Raw genomic sequence first — 18,387 nt, forward strand, 5'->3', positions numbered from 1 at the left:
GTAAGCATCGGCCATGAACCTGATCTGGCTGGAAGATTTCCTGGTCCTTGCCGAGTGCGGCAACTTCTCGCGTGCGGCCGAGCTGCGGCACATGACCCAGCCGGCCTTCAGCCGCCGCATACGCATGCTGGAGGAATGGCTGGGCGTGACCCTGTTCGACCGGGCCACGCATCCGGTCACCCTGACGGAAACGGGCCTGTGGTTCCGGACCACGGCCCAGGACATGCTGGCGCGCGTGGAGCGCATCCCGGACGAGGCGCGCCGGGTGGCGCAGGCCAGTTCGGCCACGCTGCGCTTCGCGGCCACGCATGCCCTGTCGCTGACCTTCCTGCCCGATTGGCTGCGCGGCCTGGAGTCCGGCCTGAGCCTGGGCCCCATCCAGCTGGTGTCGGACGTCGCCCAGCAGTGCGAGGCGCTGATGACCCAGGGGCGGGCGCAGTTCTTCCTGTGCCACGCCCACGAGCAGGCGCCGGCGCGGCTGGATCCGTCGGCCTATCCGTCGGTCAAGGTGGGCGACGACGTGCTGGTGCCCGTCTGCGCGCCGGACCGGCAGGGCCGGCCGCGTTTCATGCTGGGCGGGGCCTCGGGCAGGCGCGTGCCCATCCTGGCGTACAGCGCGGAGTCGGGCCTGGGCCGCATCGTCCGGGCCGTGCACGGGGCCGCGCTGGCGCGGCTGCGGGCCGACGTGGCGGTAACCGCCCACTTGGCGACGGTGTTGCAGTCGATGGCGCGCAGCGGCCGCGGCGTGGCCTGGCTGCCGGCCAGCCTGGTGGGCGACGAACTGGATCAGGGGAAACTGATGGAGGCGGGAGAGGCGTCCTGGCGCATCGCGCTGGACATCCGCCTGTACCGCCGCGGCGAGGCCGAGCCTGCCGCGGCCGAGGCGTTCTGGCGGGCCGCCGGCGCGGGGGCGCCGGGGCCGCGCGCAAGCGGCGGCGTCAGGTCGCCGAAGGCATCTCGATCTTGACTTCCAGCACTTCCAGGGTGTCCTGGCGTTCCAGGTGCACCTTGATGTCGTCCGGATTGATCTTGACGTACTTCGAGATGACGGCCACCAGCTCTTTCTGCAACTGCGGCAGGTAGTCGGCCGAGGCGCCGGCGCCCGATCGTTCGTGGGCGAGAATGATCTGCAACCGTTCCTTGGCGACGCCGGCCGTCGAAGGCTTTTTCTGTCCTAGGAAAAAGGAGAGCAGCGACATCGATTATTTCCCTCCGAACAGACGCTTGAACAGGCCGGGCTTCTCGTAATCGATGAAACGCAGCGGTTTGTCCTCGCCCAGGTAGCGGTCGACGACGTCCTGGTAGGCCTCGGCCACCGAGGTGCCCTTCAGGTGGATCGCGGGCAGGCCCTGGTTCGAGGCCTGCAGCACGTCTTCGGATTCGGGAATGACGCCGATCAGCTTGATGCGCAGGATGTCCTCGACATCCTTGAGCGACAGCATTTCGCCGTCGGCCACGCGCTTGGCGTTGTAGCGCGTCAGCAGCAGGTGCTCCTTGACGGGGTCTTCGCCGTTGACGGCGCGGCGCGACTTGGCCGACAGGATGCCCAGGATGCGGTCCGAGTCGCGCACCGACGAGACTTCCGGATTGGTCACGACCAGCGCGTCGTCGGCGAAGTAGGCCGCCATCAGCGCGCCGGACTCGATGCCGGCGGGCGAGTCGCAGACGATGTATTCGAAGTCCATCTCTTTCAGGCCTTCCATGACCTTTTCCACGCCTTCCTGCGTCAGCGCGTCCTTGTCGCGCGTTTGCGAGGCCGGCAGGATGTAGAGATTGTCGAGCTGCTTGTCGCGGATCAGGGCCTGGTTCAGGGTGGCTTCGCCCTGGACGACGTTGATCAGGTCGTAGACCACGCGGCGTTCGCAACCCATGATCAGGTCGAGGTTGCGCAGGCCGACGTCGAAGTCGATCACGGCGGTCTTATGGCCGCGCAGTGCCAGTCCTGCCGAGAAGGCGGCGCTGGAGGTGGTCTTGCCGACGCCGCCTTTGCCTGAAGTCACGACAACGATACGTGCCATGGGGAGTGGATCCTTATGAGTTAGATGGGCAACGGTTCGACCAGCAGTTTCTCGCCGTCGAGGCGGATCAGTGCCGGTTTGTCCTGGATGTCGGGGGAAAGGGCCGTGGCCAGCGTCCGGTAGACGCCGGCCACGGCGACCAGCTCGGCTTCGAGCCGGGTGGTGAAGATGCGCGCCTTGGTGTCGCCGCGGGCGCCCGCCATGGCCTTGCCGCGCAGCGGCCCGTAGACGTGGATGTTGCCGTCGGCGATCACCTCGGCGCCGTGGCTGACCACGCCCATGACGATCAGATCGGCATGGCGGGCGTAGACCCGCTGGCCCGAGCGCAGGGGCTTGTCGATGACCATGGTCGGCACGGCGTGCGGCGCCGCGGGCGGCTGCTCGGCCACGGTTTCGGTGGCGGGCGGGGTTTCCGGCTGGCTGGGGGCGGGAGCCGGCGCGGCCTGGGCGGCTGGCGCGGGTTCCGGCTCGGCGGCGGCCTCGGGCTCGGGCGCGGGCGACCGGGCCGGTGCGGCGGGCAGCGACAACAGGGCCAGGCCGGCCTGGCGCGCCGATTCGGCCAGATCCGCCGGAGCCATGATGCCTATGGTCGGCAGGCCGTGCCGCTTCAGGGCCTCGGCCAATTGGTTCCAGTCGAGCGGTTCGGCCAGCCGCGAGGCGTCGATGACCACCGGCTCGTCTTCGAAGAAGCCGGCGGCTTCCTCCATCCGCTGGTCCAGCGCGGCCAGCACGGCCCGGAGGTCGGAGGAATGCAACACCACGCGAATGGCGTAGAGCGAGGTGCTCTTGATATCAAGTACGGGACTGGCTTCCATGGGCGGCGCCGAATGGCGCAAATGCGCAAAGTCCAGATTCTACCGGTACGCGGCGCTTCCTGGGCGTTAGCGGTTGTGTCGAGTGGGAGGGGAAGCCCACCCCCTACCCGCTGACGCGGGCCCCCTCAAGGGGGCGGCGCTGGCGGACCGGCCAAGCCGGATCCGCGGCGCCCTGGGTCTAGTATCAGTTGGGGATCCTCTACTTCCAGGTATCGCGGAGGGTGGTTGTGCGGTTGAAGACCGGGGCCAGGGTGGACGAGTCTTCTCGGTCGGCGACGAAGTAGCCGAAGCGTTCGAACTGGTACGAGGTGCCCGGCGTGCCGTCGGTGCCGGGTTCCAGGTAGCCCTGGATGGTCTCGACCGAGCTGGGGTTCAGGTACTCGATGAAGTCCTTGCCGCCGGCGCTGGGGTTGGCCTCGGTGAACAGGCGGTCGTACAGGCGGATCTCGGCGGGCACGGCGGTGGGGGCGTGCAGCCAGGTGATGTTGCCCTTGACCTTGACGCTGTCCGCGCCGGGCGTGCCGCTCCTGGTGTCGGGCAGGTACTCGGCCTGGACCTCGACCACCTTGCCGGCTTCGTCCTTGACGAAGCCGGTGCACTTGACCACGTAGCCGTACTTGAGCCGCACCATGTTGCCGGGGAACAGGCGGAAGAAGCCCTTGGGCGGGGTTTCCTCGAAGTCTTCCTGTTCGATCCACAGCTCGCGCCCGAACGGGAAGGTCCGCCTGCCCATTTCCGGGTGGTGGGGATGGCGGGGGGCCGAGCATTCCTCGGTCCGGCCTTCCGGATAGTTCGTGATGACCAGCTTGAGCGGCCGCAGCACCGCCACGGTGCGCGGCGCCTTGGGGTCGAGATCGTCGCGCAGCGCCTGTTCCAGCAGCGAATAATCGATCCAGGAATCCGACTTCGAGGCGCCGGTGCGCTCGCACAGCAACTGGATGGCCTCGGGCGTGTAGCCGCGGCGGCGCAGGCCCAGGATGGTGGGCATGCGCGGGTCGTCCCAGCCGCTGACGTGGCCGTCGTTGACCAGTTGCAGCAGCTTGCGCTTGCTGGTGATGATGTAGGTCAGGTTCAGCCGCGCGAACTCGTGCTGGTGGGGCAGGGGCGCCTCCAGCAGGCCCAGCTCGCGCAGGTGGTTCAGCAGCCAGTCGTAGAACGGCCGCTGGTCTTCGAATTCCAGCGTGCAGATGCTGTGGGTGATGCCTTCCAGCGCATCCTCGATGGGATGGGCGTAGGTGTACATCGGGTAGATGCACCACTTGTCGCCGGTGCGATGGTGGGTGGCGTGGCGGATCCGGTACAGCACCGGGTCGCGCAGGTTCATGTTGGGCGAAGCCATGTCGATCTTCGCCCGCAGCGCCATCGAGCCGTCCGGGTGCTTGCCGTCGCGCATCTCGCGCAGGCGGGCCACGGATTCCTCGGGCGGGCGGTCGCGCCACGGCGAATCGGTGCCGGCCTCGGTCAGCGTGCCGCGCATGGCGCGGATTTCCTCGGGGCTCTGTTCGTCCACGTAGGCGTGGCCGGCCATGATCAGCGCCTCGGCCGCCTCGTACATGAAGTCGAAGTAGTCGCTGGCGTGGTAGTAGTGTTCGGTGCCGAACGCCGTCCAGTCGTAGCCCAGCCAGCGCACGGCGTCGACGATGGCGTCGACGTAGCGCTGCTCTTCCTTCTCGGGGTTGGTGTCGTCCAGCCGCAGGTGGCAGACGCCGCCGTAGTCGCGGGCAAGGCCGAAGTTCAGCGCGATGCTCTTGGCATGGCCGATGTGCAGGTAGCCGTTGGGCTCGGGCGGAAAGCGCGTGCGGATGCGGGCCGGATCCAGCGGGGCTCCAGCAAGTTCCGACGCCGATCCGGGATGGCCGGCCCAGTGCTTCTCGGCATACCGCCCGGCGGCCAGGTCGGCCTCGACGATATTGCGCAGGAAATTGGTGGCGGGAGCCGGGGCAGGTTTGTTCGGTGTGGTCATCGTTGTATGGGTTGGACGAAGTGTCCCTGTTTCGATTTTGCCATAACTAGGGTTCCCCCTAGAGGCGGCCGCTTCAAGGACACCGGGTCCACGGTCTTCACCGGCGCCTACGCCGGGGTCAAGGGCAGCCTGACGTCCACCTGCAGGCCGCCGTGCGGCGCCTGCCCGAGGGAGATGCCGCCGCCATGGGCGCGCGCGATGGCGTCGACCAGCGCCAGCCCCAGTCCCACGTTGCCGGTCCGGCTGCGCGCCGCGTCCAGGCGCGAGAAGGGCTGCAGGGCTTCGGCGCGCCGCTCGAGCGGTATGCCCTTGCCGTGGTCCGCCACCGTCAGCAGGGCCTGGCCGTTGGCGGCGGACAGCGCGACGTGTATGGGCGGTGCCCCGTGCTGGAGCGCGTTGTTGATCAGGTTGTCGACCAGCCGCCCCAGTGCGACGGCATCGCCGGCCACCACCACGTCTTCGGCCGTCGAGGTGAGTTCGACCTGGCAGCCGGTGCCCTGCCAGGTGTGCAGCCGTTCCCGCAGCCAGTCGCCCAGGTCGATGGGGGTGAAGTGGTAGGTGGCGCGGTCGGTGCCGCGCACGAAGCCGATGAACTGGTCGACGATGTGCTGCATGTCCTCGGCGTCCTTGCGCAAACCGTCCTTGAGCGCCGGGTCGTCGACCATCTCGGTGCGCAGGCGCATCCTGGACAGCGGGCCCTTGAGGTCGTGCGGCAGGCCCGCCAGCAGCGTGCGGCGCACCGTGTCCGACTCGTTCAGCGCGTCGAGCATGGCGTTGAAGCGTTCGCCCAGGACCTGGGTTTCGTGCGGACCGGCCGGTTCCACCCGCTCCGGCTTGCCGGCCGCCAGGCGGTCGGCCGCATGGGCGAGCGAGGTGATGGGGCGCGTGATGTGCCAGGAGAACCAGGCGGCCAGCAGCAGGATCGCCCCCACCCCGCCCAGCCACATGACGATCAGGGGCGTCTTGACGGGCGGGCTGATGCGTTCCAGCGAAATCACCAGCCAGGACCGCATGAGCGGCTCCTCGTCGTTGCCCAGCCCGGGCGTGAGCGAAATGAACAGGGCGGGTTCGGGGCCGCGCGACAGGGCCACCCGCGAGCCGTCCGCCAACTGGGCGTTCAGGCGCTGGATCAGGCCCCGCATGGCGTGGCGGGGATCGTCGTCGGCCCAGCGCGGGGCCTCGCGCGGACCGCGGCGCTCGGGGCCGAAGCGGAATTCGCCGGACCGGTAGTCGGGCGGCATGCGCCCCCCCGGCAGCGGTTCGAAACGGGGGTGGGCCGGGCGGCCTTCCCGCCGTGGGTGCTCGCCGGGGCGCGGCCGGGGCGGCGCGGGCCGGGAGACCAGCCGCCATTCGCCCTGCGAGGCCGCCGCGACGAAGGCGGCGCGTTCGCTTTCGTCGATCTGCGCGATGGAGGCGCGCAGGGTGCGGATGGTGGTCGCCATGAGGTCCGGCGTGACGTTCTCGAGGACGTTGCGGCGGTAGTGCTCGATGGCCAGGAAGGTCGTGGCCTGCGCGACCAGCACCGCGCCCAGGATCAGCAGGACCAGGCGCGCGCGCAGCGAGCGCGGCATCAGGCGGCTCGCCCAGCCGCGAGGCGCGGGGCTGTTCATGGCTGCGACGGCGAGGCCGGTGCCGGGTCGTCGTTCGGCGTCAGGGGCGAGAAACGGTAGCCGATGCCCCAGACGGTCTGGATCCACTTCGGCTGCTTGGGGTCGTCCTCGATGGCGCGGCGCAGGCGCAGGATGGCGATGTCGATGGCGCGGTCGTTGCGCTCGCCGGCCTCGTCGTCGCGCGCCAGGGCCAGCAGCCGTTCGCGCGACAGCGGCTTGCCCGCGTTGCGCAGCAGGGCTTCGAGCAGATTGAATTCGCCGCCGGTCAGGCGTACCTGTTCGGTGCCGCGGTGCAGCGTACGGGCCTTGGCGTCGAAGATGAAGGGGCCGAACGAGACCGGGGCATCCTTGACCAGCGCCGAGGGGCCGCTCTTGCGCCGCAGCACCGCCTCGATGCGGGCGAGCAGTTCGCGCGGATCGAAGGGTTTGCCCAGATAGTCGTCGGCGCCGGATTCCAGGCCGATGATGCGGTCCACCGTTTCGTCGCGCGCGGTCAGCAGGATCACCGGCAGGTCCTCGCCGCGCTCGCGCAGCCGGCGGCAGGCCTCCGCGCCGTCGCCGCCCGGCAGCATGCGGTCCAGTACCAGCAGCGCGGGGGCGTAGCGGGTGATGCGCGCTTCCAGGTCGGTGGCGTCCGGCGCCAGCAGCGTGTCGTAGCCCTGCTTGTTCAGGTAGTCGGCCAGCAACTGGCGCAGGGCCGGGTCGTCATCGACCACGAGCAGTTTGAGGGCGGATTTTTCCATGGGGGAATGTTCGCGTGGCGGGGCCGGACCCGCAAGCGGCCTGAAATCGGTTGAAACAGATGGGCCCCGCCTCGCAACCGGTCCGAAACGGGTCTGGAACAAGAATGCCCTCACCGCCGCAGTCCGATGCGGTGTCGACAAGGAGTAACGCAATGACCAAGAACGCCCTTCGTACGATCGCGCTGTCGCTGGCCCTGGCTACCGGGGGCGCCGGCGTGCTGCAGGCCGCCCATGCGCAGGCTGCGGGCGACAATACCACGCAGGCCGAACAGAAGCCCGCGCCGGAGCGCCACCGGGGCCCCATGGGGCACCATGGGGCCAAGGGACATCACTTCCGGGGCGGCATGGAGCAGTCGCCGCTGGCCATGCTGGGACACCTGAGGTCCAGGCTGAACCTGACCGATACGCAGCAGAAGCTGTGGGACGCGGCGCAGAACGCCAGCCGTGAAGCCGGACAGGCCATGCGGGCCCAGCGCGAGGAAGGCATCAAGGACCTGCGCACGCAGGTCGCCGCCGGCCCCCTGGACCTGCGCGCCCTGAGCGCCCGGCACGACGCCGAACGCGCGGCCGCCAAGCCCAGGCTGGATGCCGCCCGTGACGCCTGGCTGGCCGCCTACGACTCGCTGGACGGCAAGCAGAAGCAGGTCGTGACCGACGCGGTCAAGAAGCGTCTGGAGCGGGGCGACCGCATGCGCGAGCATCGCCGCCCGGACGCTCCGTCCAAGGGCTGATCCCGGCAGGCAGTGAAACCGGCGCAGCGATGCGCCGGTTTTTTTTCGCCGCGACGAGGTATGTTTCTTGCGAAAGGCGGGTTTGCCGGGCGTTCGCGGACGGCCATGACGGGAGACGGGCATGGTGGTGATCATCATGGGAGTATCGGGCAGCGGCAAGACGACCATAGGCAAGCTGCTGGCCGCCCGTCTGCGCTGCGGCTATTCGGACGCGGACGAGTTCCATCCCCGGGCCAACATCGAGAAGATGTCCCGCGGGGAGGCGCTGGGCGATGCCGACCGGGAGCCATGGCTGCGGGCCATGCGCGCCGCCATCCAGACCGTCCTGGCCGGCGGCCGCACCCACGTATTCAGTTGTTCCGCCCTGCGCGAGCGCTATCGCGACGCGCTGGCCCGTCCCGGCGACGACGTCGTGTTCGTCCATCTGGACGTGTCCTACGAGACGGTCATGCAGCGGCTGGCGCGCCGCCGGGGGCATTTCTTCGATCCCGCCCTGGCGCGCAGCCAGTTCCAGACGCTGGAGGCGCCCCGGCGGGGCATCGTGGTCGATGCCGAGCGCACGCCTGGGGAGATCGTCGATCGCATCGTCGCGGACCTGGCCCGGGGGCGGGAACCGGCCGCCCACTGAGTCCTTCTTGTCCCGGTTCGGGCCGGCCCGGCTTCGGTACCCAGCCGACTTCGCTAAAATCCCCCTTTGATCGGCGCCCCGCCCGAACCTGCCAGAGATGTCCATGCCCAAGCCCGATACGCTGTTGGCGCATGCCGGACGCGCTCCCGAAGCCTATGCCGGCATGGTCAACACGCCCGTCTTCCGCACTTCCACCGTCATCCACCCCACGATCGAGTCGTACGAGGCGCCGCGCGACCTGATGAAGAAACCGGTCAGCTACGGCCGCCATGGCACGCCCACCACCTTCGCCTTCGAAGAGGCCGTGGCCAGGCTCGAGGGGGCGCACCAGGCGGTGGCCACGCCCAACGGGCTGTCGGCCATCGTCGTGGCCCTGCTGGCGGTCCTGAAGCCGGGCCAGCACCTGCTGGTGGCAGATTCGGCCTATTCGCCGGCGCGCGGCTTCTGCGACCGCAGGCTCGTCCCGCTGGGCATCGAGGTCGAATACTACGATCCGCTCATCGGCGCCGGCATTGCCGGCCTGCTGCGCGAGAACACCGGCGCGGTGTTCTGCGAATCCCCGGGTTCGCTCACCTTCGAAATGCAGGACATCCCCGCCATCGCGGCGGCGGCCCACGCGCGCGACATCCCGGTGCTGGCCGACAATACCTGGGTCACGCCGTATTTCGCGTCGCCGTTCGAACTGGGCGTGGACATCTCCATCCACGCCGGCACCAAGTACATCGGCGGCCATTCCGACCTGATGATAGGCGTGGTCGCCACCAACGAGCGCTACTGGAAGCCGGTGCGCCAGACGGTGTACGACTACGCCTACAGCGTCAGTCCCGACGACTGCTACCAGGCCCTGCGCGGCCTGCGCACACTGGGCGTGCGCCTGCGCCAGCACGAGCGCAACGCGCTGCAGGTGGCGCGCTGGCTCGAAGCCCAGCCCGAAGTGTCGCGGGTGCTGTATCCGGCGCTGGAAAGCGACCCGGGCCATGCGCTCTGGAAGCGCGATTACCGGGGCGCCTCGGGGCTGTTCTCGGTGGTGCTCAAGCCGGTCGACGACGCCGCGCTGGCGCGTTTCGTCAATGGCCTGAAGCTGTTCGGCATCGGTTCGAGCTGGGGCGGCTTCGAAAGCCTGATCACGGTCGTGCACGCCGCGGCCTATCGCACGGCCACCCGCTGGCAGCCCGAGGGGCCCGCCGTGCGGCTGCACATCGGCCTGGAGGATCCGGCCGACCTGATCGCCGACCTGCGCCAGGGACTGGACCTGCTGCAGGACGGCAAGGCCGCGGCGCATGGCTGACGGCGGCGCGCTGGAGGTACTGAGCCGGGTTTTCGGCTACGACCAGTTCCGTGGACCGCAGCAGGAGATCGTCGAGCATGTGATCGGCGGCGGCGATGCGCTGGTGCTGATGCCCACCGGCGCCGGCAAGTCCCTGTGCTACCAGGTGCCGGCGCTGGTCCGCAGCGGAACGGGGGTGGTCGTCTCGCCCCTGATCGCGCTGATGCAGGACCAGGTCGATGCCTTGACCGAACTGGGCGTGCGGGCCGCCTTCCTCAATTCCACGCAGGATTTCGCCCGCGTGCGCGAGGTCGAGCGCGCCTTCGTGGATGGCGAGCTTGATCTGCTGTACGTGGCGCCCGAGCGCCTGCTGACCGACCGCTGCCTGTCCCTGCTCGAGCGCGGCCGCATCGCCCTGTTCGCGATCGACGAGGCCCACTGCGTGTCGCAGTGGGGCCACGATTTCCGGCCGGAATACCTGGGCCTGTCCGCGCTGCACGAGCGCTGGCCGGACGTGCCCCGCATCGCGCTCACGGCCACCGCCACCCAGGCGACGCGGGTCGAGATCGCCCAGCGGCTGGGGCTGGAGGACGCGCAGCATTTCGTGTCCAGCTTCGATCGCCCCAATATCCGCTACCGCATCGTCGAAAAAAACGATCCGCGCCGCCAGTTGCTCGATTTCCTGAAGCAGGAGCACGCGGGCGATTCCGGCATCGTCTATTGCCTGTCGCGCGCCAAGGTCGAGGAAACTGCCGAGGCCCTGCGGGCCCAGGGCATCGATGCCATGCCGTACCACGCCGGGCTGGATGCCGCCACGCGGGCCGCCAACCAGGCGCGCTTCCTGCGCGAGGACGGCGTGGTCATGGTGGCTACCATTGCCTTCGGCATGGGCATCGACAAGCCCGACGTGCGCTTCGTCGCCCACCTGGATCTGCCGAAGTCGGTGGAAGGCTACTACCAGGAAACCGGCCGCGCCGGCCGCGACGGCCTGCCGGCCACGGCCTGGATGGCCTATGGCTTGCAGGACGTCGTGCAGCAGCGCCGCATGATCGACGAGTCCACCGGCGATGAAGCCTACAAGCGCCGCTCGGCCTCTATGCTGGAAGCGATGCTGGGGCTGTGCGAGACGGTGGAGTGCCGGCGCGTTAGGCTGTTGCAGTATTTCGGGCAGGCCTCGCAGGCCTGCGGCAATTGCGACACCTGCCTCGAACCGCCGCAGGCCTGGGACGGCACCGAAGCGGCGCAGAAGATCCTGTCGGCGGTCTACCGGCTGTGGAAGGAGCGCGGCCAGCGTTTCGGCGCCGGGCACGTCATCGACATCCTGCGCGGCAAGCGCAACGAAAAGGTCGAGCAGCACCGGCACGACGAACTCAGCGTGTTCGGCATAGGCGCGGACCTGAGCGAGAAGGACTGGCGCAACGTGCTGCGCCAGTTGATCGCGCAAAGCCTGCTGACGGTGGACCACGAGGCCTTCGGCACGCTGGCCCTGACCGAGGGCAGCCGCAGCGTGCTCAAGGGCGAGCGCACGCTGATGCTGCGGCGCGAGCCCGCCAAGCCGGCCCGCGCGCGCGAAAGCTCGCGGGCGCGTTCCGCCGTCACCCTGCCGCCCGAGGCCGAGGCGCTGTTCACCGCGCTGCGCACCTGGCGCGGCGAAGTGGCGCGCAGCCACGGCGTGCCGGCGTATGTCATCTTCCACGACGCGACGCTGCGGGAAATCGCCTTGGCGCGGCCGGACTCGCTTACCGAGCTGGGGGCGATCAGCGGGGTGGGGGCGCGCAAGCTCGAGGCCTATGGCCAGGAGATTCTGGAACGGGTCGAGAGGTTCTGATCCGCTGTCAACCTAGGCTGACTCGACATTCATTTTCTTTATCCGGTCTTGTCCGGGGCGCCCGCCCCACCGACCAAGGGCGGATCAAGAACTCCATCCTGCAATTGATGAAACGCCCTGGCATCCTTAGACATCATGAATGTCGATTCAGCCTAGCGAGCCGGCACGGTCCAGAAGTAGATCCGCTTGTTGTCCACCGTCAATGTCTGTTCCGGCTCCCAGTCGCCCATGTCGAACGCGTGCGAGACGATGCGGGTGCCGGGCTTGAGCGCGAGCAGGGTGGGCCGCAGCTTGAGGTTGAGATGGGGCAGCAGGTAGAGGGTGATGACGGTGGCGGGGCTCAGGTCCTGTTCGAACAGGTCGCCGTGGATGAAACGGACCTTATCGGTGACCTGCTGGCTGCGCGCGTTGGCGTTGGCCTCGCTGATGCGCTGGGGGTCCAGGTCTATGCCCACGCCGCGCGTGCCGAAGCGCCTGGCCGCGGTGACCGGGATGCGGCCGTCGCCCGAGCCCAGGTCGTACAGGACGTCGCTGGGGCCCACCTTGGCCACCTGCAGCATGGCGTCCACCACCGGTTGGGGCGTGGGCACGTAGATCACGTCGGGGGTGCGGGGAACGGGCTTGGCGGTGCCGAAGGACTGGGCCCAGGCGGGGGCGGCCGCGGCGGCGGCGAGGGTGGTCAGGCAGAACTGGCGGCGGTTCATGGCTGCAAGGCTCCTGGAAGTTGGACGGATCAGGATGCGGGGGGTGTGCCGCCCCGGGGCTGGGTCAGCATCAGCAGCGCGCCGACGCCCAGCACGGCCACGCCCACCAGGGCGCCGACGCCGGTGTGGCGCAGGCTGGCATAGAACAGGTAGCCGCTGGTGGCGATGAACAGCAGCGGCGTCAGCGGATAGAGCGGCACGCGGAAGGGGCGGTGGGCGCCGGGGTCTTTGCGCCGCAGTACGAACAGCGCCACGCCGCTCAGCACGAAGAACAGCCAGAACACCGGCGCGGTGTATTCGACCATGGTGGCGAAGCCGCTGCGGGTGAAGGCCCCCAGCGCGACCAGCGCCAGCGAGATGGCCGCCTGGACCCACAGGGCGTTGACCGGCGTGTTCCATTGCGGATGCCATTTGGCCAGCATCGAGAAGGCCGGCGTGTCCTGGCCGAAGGCATAGGTGGTGCGCGCGGCGGTCAGGATGGTGGCGTTGGCCGAGGTCAGCGCCGAGATCGCGATCAGCAGCGCGATCAGCTGCGCGCCCGGTTCGCCCAGCGCCCGCCGCATCATGTCGGCGGCGACGGCCGACGAAGCCCCCATGCCGTCCTGGCCCAGCACGTTCAGGTAGGCCAGGTTGACCAGCAGGTACAGCAGGGTGATCAGCGCCAGGCTCCAGAACAGCGCCCGCGGCAGGGTCCTTCCCGGACCGGAGGCTTCGGCCGAGATGTAGGCGGCCTCGTTCCAGCCGCCGTAAGTCAGCATCACGAAGATCAGGACCAGGCCCCAGTTGGCGACGCCCGGGGCGGGCGCGGCCGGGGCGGCCGGCGCCGCATCGGGGGCGAACAGCAGGCCCACCGAGATGATCAGCACGACCCCGCCCACTTCCAGGGCCGTCAGCAGGTTCTGCGTCCACTTGCCGGTGCTCAGGCCCGCCACGTTGACCAGGGTCAGCACGACGATGATCGCGGCGGCGTAGATGGCCGGCGAAGCCGGCCCGAGATTGACGATCTGCGAGGCGTAGTCGCCGAAGATGTAGCCGAGCAGGGCGATCGAGCCGGTGGGGATGACGGTCAGGCGGGCCCACGCGAACAGAAAGGACAGCCGGGTGCCGAAGGCGCGCCGCAGGTAGTGGTAGTCGCCGCCGGCGTGCGGGTAGGTGCTGGCCAGTTCCGCGTAGCACAGCGCGCCGGCGACGGAGATCATGCCGCCCACGACCCAGGCCATCATCATTGCGGTCGGGGATCCGGCGTGCATCGCCACCAGCGACGGCGCGCTGAAGATGCCGGCCCCGATGACGATGCCCACGACCAGCGCCATGATGTCCAGCGTGCCCAGCAGGGGGCGCGTGGCGGGCTTGGCGGCGGCATCCGGATTGGACGCATGCGGGGGCGATGCGGGAAACGCGTTGCTCATGACGGGAGGGTCCTCGATGCAGGGGCAGGGGTGCGTGATCGTCCAGCGGCGGCAAGCGGCGCGCCCGGCGGCGGCGCGCGGGCGGAAAACTTACAAGTTCCTGAAAGTACCGGCGAAAGCCGACGGCGGTCAAGCCCCCGGAGGCGGCGCGGCGCGGTTGCGGTCGAGCTGGTCGCGCACCATGGTGCGGAAGTCGCTGGGCGATGCGCCCGCATGCTTGGTAAAAAAGCGCGAGAAATAGCTGGGGTCGGAAAAACCCAGCGTAAGGGCGATTTCCTTCACGCTCAGCGACGAATAGGCAAGGTCGCGGCGCGCCTCGGTCAGCAGGCGGTCGTTGATGACGCCCAGGGCCGACAGGCCCAGTTCGTCGCGGCAGATGCGGTTCAACTGCGTGGGCGTGATGCCCAGGCGTTCGGCGTAATAGGCGATGTCGCGCTGTTCGCGGAAGCTGCGGTTCAGCAGGGTCTTGAAGCGGTGCAGGTGCATGACGCCGCGCGAGCTGCGCCGGCCGGGCCGGGGGCCCGCCAGCGTGGCGACCTTGCGCGCCAGCAGGACCAGCACGGTGCCCAGCAGCGATTCGAGCAGGGCCAGCCGCCAGGCGTGGGTCTCGTCGTACTCGGCCAGCAGCAGCTCGATCGATTGCGCGAAGGGTGCATAGGCCGCTTCCTCGGGATCGAACGGGACGTGGCGCGGCGCCTGGAAATGGGGAAACAGGTCCGCGTGGTGCGCCAGCAGGCTTTCCATCTGCTGCGTGACGATGGTGATGACCGCGCCGTCTATGTCCTCGGAAAAGCGAAAGCCGTGCGCGTGCAGGGCGGGCACGAACAGGGAGCACGGACCGTGGACCGTGAAGCGGCGGTCGTCGAACTGGATCTCGGCGGTGCCTGACCGTATGTACAGAATTTGCACGAACAGGTCGTGGCGGTGCAGTTTGATCTCCCAGTCGTACAGGCGGCTGCGCTGCGGGATGGATTCGCAATGCAGGCTTTCCGGAACGAGGTTCTTGCCGTGTTCTCCATACAGGGCATAGGTGGGGACGATGCTTTTCATGGCCACGGTTCCTGGCGCCGAAGATGTTCGGATTATCCATGAAGATGTCTCCATAATCTATCGCGCGCCGACGACCCGGCTCTTAAGATGCCTGGAAGTCAGAACCCATGCAGGAGACACGCCATGAGGGTCCAAGTCGCAATCATCGGGTCCGGTCCGGCCGGGCTTTTCCTCGGGCAGATCCTTTCCCGGGCAGGCATCGAAACGCTGATCATCGAGCAGCGCAGCAAGGAATACGTGCTCGGCCGCATCCGCGCGGGCGTCCTGGAGCAGGGCACGGTCGACCTGCTGGACGAGATCGGCGCCGGCCGCCGCATGCACGAGCAGGGCCTGGTGCACGACGGCATCGAACTGTGCTTCGACGGCCAGCGCCACCGCATCGATCTGAAGGCGCTGTCGGGCGGCAAGAGCGTCATGGTCTACGGCCAGACCGAAGTCACCCACGACCTGATGGACGCCCGCGAGGCGGCCGGCTATGCGTCGGTCTACGAGGCCGAGCAGGTTCGCGTGCACGACTTCGACACCGATCATCCCAAGGTCACCTACCGCAAGGATGGCGTCGAGCACGTGGTGGAGTGCGACTTCATCGCCGGCTGCGACGGCTTCCACGGCGTGAGCCGGGCCAGCGTGCCGGCTTCGGCCATCAAGACCTACGAGAAGATCTATCCCTTCGGCTGGCTGGGCATTCTGTCCGAGACGCCGCCGGTGTCGGACGAGCTGATCTACTCGAACCACGAGCGCGGCTTCGCGCTATGCAGCATGCGTTCGCACACGCGCAGCCGCTACTACGTGCAATGCCCGCTGGACGACAAGGTCGAGAACTGGTCCGACGAACGGTTCTGGGACGAACTGCGCAGCCGGCTGGACGCCGAGGCGGCCGCATCGCTGGTGACCGGTCCGTCGATAGAGAAAAGCATTGCGCCGCTGCGCAGCTTCGTGGCCGAGCCCATGCGCTTCGGCCGGTTGTTCCTGGCCGGCGACGCCGCCCACATCGTCCCGCCCACGGGCGCCAAGGGCCTGAACCTGGCGGTCTCGGACGTGCGCTATCTGTCCGATGCCATCATCCGCCACTACGGCGGCGACCGGCAGGGCATCGACACGTACTCCGAACGTTGCCTGGACCGGGTCTGGAAGGCCGTCCGCTTCTCGTGGTGGATGACCTCGCTGATGCACAAGTTCCCGGAGAACGGGGACTTCGGTCAGAAGATCCAGCATGCCGAACTGGGCTACCTGGTCGGTTCCGAAGCCGCCTCCACAGCCCTTGCGGAAAACTACGTCGGCTTGCCGTATTGAGCTCCCCCCTACGCCCTTCGGGCGCCCCCCAGGGGGCGATGCGGGTGGACCGGCGGAGCCGGATCCACCGCATCCTGGGTCTGCGTAAGGGTGTCTCGGTGCGGAGCACCGCATGCTTGCTTTGATCCTGGGCGCCGCGGATCCGGCTTTGCCGGTTCGCCAGCGCCGCCCCTCGAGGGGCGCGGCCATAGGCCGCGTGGGGTGGGCTTTCCTTCCGGTCCGCTAGCGCCGCCCCCTGGGGGGCGCCCGAAGGGCGTAGGGGGTGGGCTTCCCCTCAGCGCGTAGGGGGGGCTTCTAGCGGCCGCCTAAACCTTTCCATCTCTTGAGGCGGTCGGAGTGGATGCCGAAGAGGTCCAGGGTGCGCAGCACGGTGTGGTTGACGATGTCGTCGACGCTCTGGGCGCCTGAATAGAAGGCGGGGACGGGGGGGAAGACGACGCCGCCCATTTCGGTGACGGCCACCATGTTGCGCAGGTGGGCGAGGTTCAGGGGGGCTTCGCGGGTCAGGAGCACGAGGCGGCGGCGTTCTTTCAGGACGACGTCGGCGGCGCGGGTGATCAGGTTGTCGGCGTAGGCGTGGGCCACGGCCGCCAGGGTCTTCATCGAGGTGGGGGCGATGACCATGCCGGCGGTCAGGAACGAACCGCTGGCGATGGCGGCGCCGACGTCGCCGGGGTGGTAGACCACGTCGGCGAGCGATGCCAGGTCCTTGCGGCCCAGTCCGTGTTCGTGCATGGTGTTGAGCACGCCGGCCTCGGACACGACCAGATGGCTTTCCCAGTCGGGCAGTTCGCGCAGCGCCTCGAGCAGGCGCAGGCCGTAGATGGAGCCGCTGGCTCCGGTGATGGCGATGATCAGGCGTTGGCGCGGACGATCGGCCGGCGGTTGGGTCATGGGGTGGTGTCTCCTCGTCGTTCGGCGCCCCGCGTCACCGCTGTGTCACGCGGGGCCGGCATAATTGTACGTTGGGTGATTGCGTCGCGAGTACAAGAAGAATGAGGGTCGTGTTCCGCCGGCCGCGGGTGTGTGGGCTCCTGCTGGCCGGTTTCCTGGCTGTGCCGGCCATGGCGCAGGAATCTCCGCCGGTCCGGGCGGAGGACTTCGCCATCCATGCCCAATCGACCTACGTCTGGCAGCGCAAGCCCTCGTTCGCCTCTGCGTACGAGGGGGAGAACTCGCTGTCGGGAACCCGCGCAAAGAGCTATTCGCTGACGGCCACCGTGGACCTGGGCGCCAGGCTGTGGGAGGGTGCCGAGGTCCATTTCAACGGCGAAGGCGCGCAAGGCATCGCGTTCTCCGGCCTGCATGGCCTGGGCGGCCTGCCCAACGGCGAACTGGCCAAGACGGCTGGCTCGGACATGGTCTTCTACCGTGCCCGCGCCTTCCTGCGGCAGACCTGGGGACTGGGCGGCGGACGCGAGGCGGTCGAGCCGGACATGAACCAGCTCGCCGGCTTCGCCGACAAGCGGCGCATCGTGCTGACGGCGGGCAACATCTCGGTGCTGGACGTGTTCGACGGGGTGTCGGTCAGCCATGACCCCCGCACGCAGTTCATGAACTGGGCCTTCATGGCCCATGGCAGCTACGACTATGCCGCCGATGCCCGGGGCTACACCTGGGGTGCGGCGCTGGAGTACATCGATGACGGCTGGGCGGTGCGCGCCGGCCGCTTCATGCAGCCCCGGGAGTCCAACGGCCTGCCGCTGGACCGGCGGCTGGGCCGCCACCATGGCGACCAGGTCGAGTTCGAGAAATCCTACGCCGTGCTGGATCGGCCCGGCACGCTGCGCGTGCTGGCTTTCCGCAACAAGGCGAACATGGGGAGCTACGACGACGCGCTGGTGGCGGCGCGGGGCGGGACGCCCGAACTGGCGGCGGTGCGCAAGGAACGAACCAAGCTGGGGATGGGGGTGAGCCTGGAGCAGGCCCTGACCGACAGCGCCACGGCCTTTCTCCGCCTGAACTGGGCCGACGGCAAGACCGAAACCTATGCCTTCACCGAAATCGACCGCTCGGTCTCGGGCGGCGTGGCGTTCGACGGCGTGGCCTGGGGGCGGGCGGGCGACACCGCGGGCGTGGCGGCCGCGGTCAACGCGCTCAGCGCCTCCCACCGCGAATACCTGCGCCGTGGCGGGCTGGGCGCCTTTCTGGGCGACGGCACGCTGAACTACGGGCCCGAGCAGATCGCCGAAGCCTATTACAGCTGGCGCCCCTTGAAGCGGCTGTGGATCACCGCGGATGCGCAATACATCCGGCATCCGGGCTACAACCGCGACCGGGGACCGGCCAAGGTGTTCGCGCTGCGCCTGCACACCGAATTCTGAGGCG

The 18,387-nt window shown here is 68.8% G+C and carries 17 protein-coding genes; 7 read left to right on the forward strand and 10 right to left on the reverse strand.

The window, feature by feature from the left end; genetic code table 11:
• Positions 1–13 precede the first annotated feature (13 nt).
• Entirely contained in the window at positions 14–967 is a 954-nt protein-coding gene (locus EV675_RS11165; RefSeq protein ID WP_130357305.1) for a LysR family transcriptional regulator, read from the forward strand.
• On the opposite strand, the gene minE is transcribed toward EV675_RS11165, so the two are convergent.
• The 6 genes from minE to EV675_RS11195 form a co-directional block, all read right to left on the reverse strand.
• The gene (minE, locus tag EV675_RS11170) at positions 939–1,199 is read right to left on the reverse strand and encodes a cell division topological specificity factor MinE (protein WP_130357306.1); all 261 of its coding nucleotides are present in this window, start codon (positions 1,197–1,199) and stop codon (positions 939–941) included. The genes EV675_RS11165 and minE overlap by 29 nt on opposite strands.
• Positions 1,200–1,202: 3 nt before the next feature.
• A complete protein-coding gene (minD, locus tag EV675_RS11175; RefSeq protein WP_130357307.1) occupies positions 1,203–2,018 on the reverse strand; it encodes a septum site-determining protein MinD in 816 nt (271 codons plus the stop codon).
• Between the two features lie 20 nt (positions 2,019–2,038).
• Positions 2,039–2,833: a septum site-determining protein MinC gene (gene minC / locus EV675_RS11180; RefSeq protein WP_130357308.1), complete on the reverse strand. Its 795-nt coding sequence runs from the start codon at positions 2,831–2,833 to the stop codon at positions 2,039–2,041.
• A 199-nt stretch (positions 2,834–3,032) separates the two neighbouring features.
• Positions 3,033–4,796 carry a glutamine--tRNA ligase/YqeY domain fusion protein gene (locus tag EV675_RS11185; protein WP_130357309.1) on the reverse strand — a complete coding sequence of 588 codons (1,764 nt, stop codon included), beginning with the start codon at positions 4,794–4,796 and terminating at the stop codon, positions 3,033–3,035.
• Between the two features lie 107 nt (positions 4,797–4,903).
• Entirely contained in the window at positions 4,904–6,406 is a 1,503-nt protein-coding gene (locus tag EV675_RS11190; protein ID WP_207221941.1) for an ATP-binding protein, read from the reverse strand.
• Positions 6,403–7,149 (reverse strand): response regulator, encoded by a 747-nt coding sequence (locus EV675_RS11195; RefSeq protein ID WP_130357310.1) that lies wholly within the window; start codon positions 7,147–7,149, stop codon positions 6,403–6,405. Before EV675_RS11195 ends, EV675_RS11190 begins: the two co-directional genes overlap by 4 nt.
• Positions 7,150–7,301: 152 nt before the next feature.
• Between EV675_RS11195 and EV675_RS11200 the strand changes: the two genes are divergently transcribed.
• The 4 genes from EV675_RS11200 to recQ all read left to right on the forward strand — a co-directional run bounded on the left by EV675_RS11200 (position 7,302) and on the right by recQ (position 11,603).
• Complete coding sequence (locus EV675_RS11200; RefSeq protein WP_165404536.1) at positions 7,302–7,880, forward strand: Spy/CpxP family protein refolding chaperone; 579 nt, start codon at positions 7,302–7,304, stop codon at positions 7,878–7,880.
• Positions 7,881–8,001: 121 nt separating this feature from the next.
• A complete protein-coding gene (locus EV675_RS11205; RefSeq protein WP_130357312.1) occupies positions 8,002–8,508 on the forward strand; it encodes a gluconokinase in 507 nt (168 codons plus the stop codon).
• 103 nt (positions 8,509–8,611) lie between these two features.
• Positions 8,612–9,796, forward strand: coding sequence for a cystathionine beta-lyase (gene metC, locus EV675_RS11210; RefSeq protein WP_165404537.1), 1,185 nt, complete (start codon positions 8,612–8,614; stop codon positions 9,794–9,796).
• Positions 9,789–11,603, forward strand: coding sequence for a DNA helicase RecQ (gene recQ / locus EV675_RS11215; protein WP_130357314.1), 1,815 nt, complete (start codon positions 9,789–9,791; stop codon positions 11,601–11,603). Before metC ends, recQ begins: the two co-directional genes overlap by 8 nt.
• 152 nt (positions 11,604–11,755) lie before the next feature.
• Here the strand turns inward: recQ and EV675_RS11220 are convergent, their stop codons facing one another.
• The 3 genes from EV675_RS11220 to EV675_RS11230 form a co-directional block, all read right to left on the reverse strand.
• Complete coding sequence (locus EV675_RS11220; protein WP_130357315.1) at positions 11,756–12,307, reverse strand: SAM-dependent methyltransferase; 552 nt, start codon at positions 12,305–12,307, stop codon at positions 11,756–11,758.
• A gap of 29 nt (positions 12,308–12,336) precedes the next feature.
• The gene (locus EV675_RS11225) at positions 12,337–13,716 is read right to left on the reverse strand and encodes an APC family permease (RefSeq protein WP_130357316.1); all 1,380 of its coding nucleotides are present in this window, start codon (positions 13,714–13,716) and stop codon (positions 12,337–12,339) included.
• A 129-nt stretch (positions 13,717–13,845) separates the two neighbouring features.
• Positions 13,846–14,766: a helix-turn-helix domain-containing protein gene (locus tag EV675_RS11230; protein ID WP_165404538.1), complete on the reverse strand. Its 921-nt coding sequence runs from the start codon at positions 14,764–14,766 to the stop codon at positions 13,846–13,848.
• Positions 14,767–14,889: 123 nt separating this feature from the next.
• Between EV675_RS11230 and pobA the strand changes: the two genes are divergently transcribed.
• Positions 14,890–16,059, forward strand: coding sequence for a 4-hydroxybenzoate 3-monooxygenase (gene pobA, locus EV675_RS11235; protein WP_130357318.1), 1,170 nt, complete (start codon positions 14,890–14,892; stop codon positions 16,057–16,059).
• Positions 16,060–16,353: 294 nt separating this feature from the next.
• Here pobA and EV675_RS11240 read toward each other — a convergent pair whose 3' ends face one another.
• Positions 16,354–16,953 (reverse strand): UbiX family flavin prenyltransferase, encoded by a 600-nt coding sequence (locus tag EV675_RS11240; protein ID WP_130357319.1) that lies wholly within the window; start codon positions 16,951–16,953, stop codon positions 16,354–16,356.
• Positions 16,954–17,054: 101 nt separating this feature from the next.
• Between EV675_RS11240 and EV675_RS11245 the strand changes: the two genes are divergently transcribed.
• A complete protein-coding gene (locus EV675_RS11245; protein WP_130357320.1) occupies positions 17,055–18,383 on the forward strand; it encodes a carbohydrate porin in 1,329 nt (442 codons plus the stop codon).
• The last annotated feature ends 4 nt before the right edge of the window (positions 18,384–18,387 follow it).

It is taken from the genome of Pigmentiphaga kullae, assembly GCF_004216695.1.
GTDB lineage: Bacteria > Pseudomonadota > Gammaproteobacteria > Burkholderiales > Burkholderiaceae_B > Pigmentiphaga > Pigmentiphaga kullae.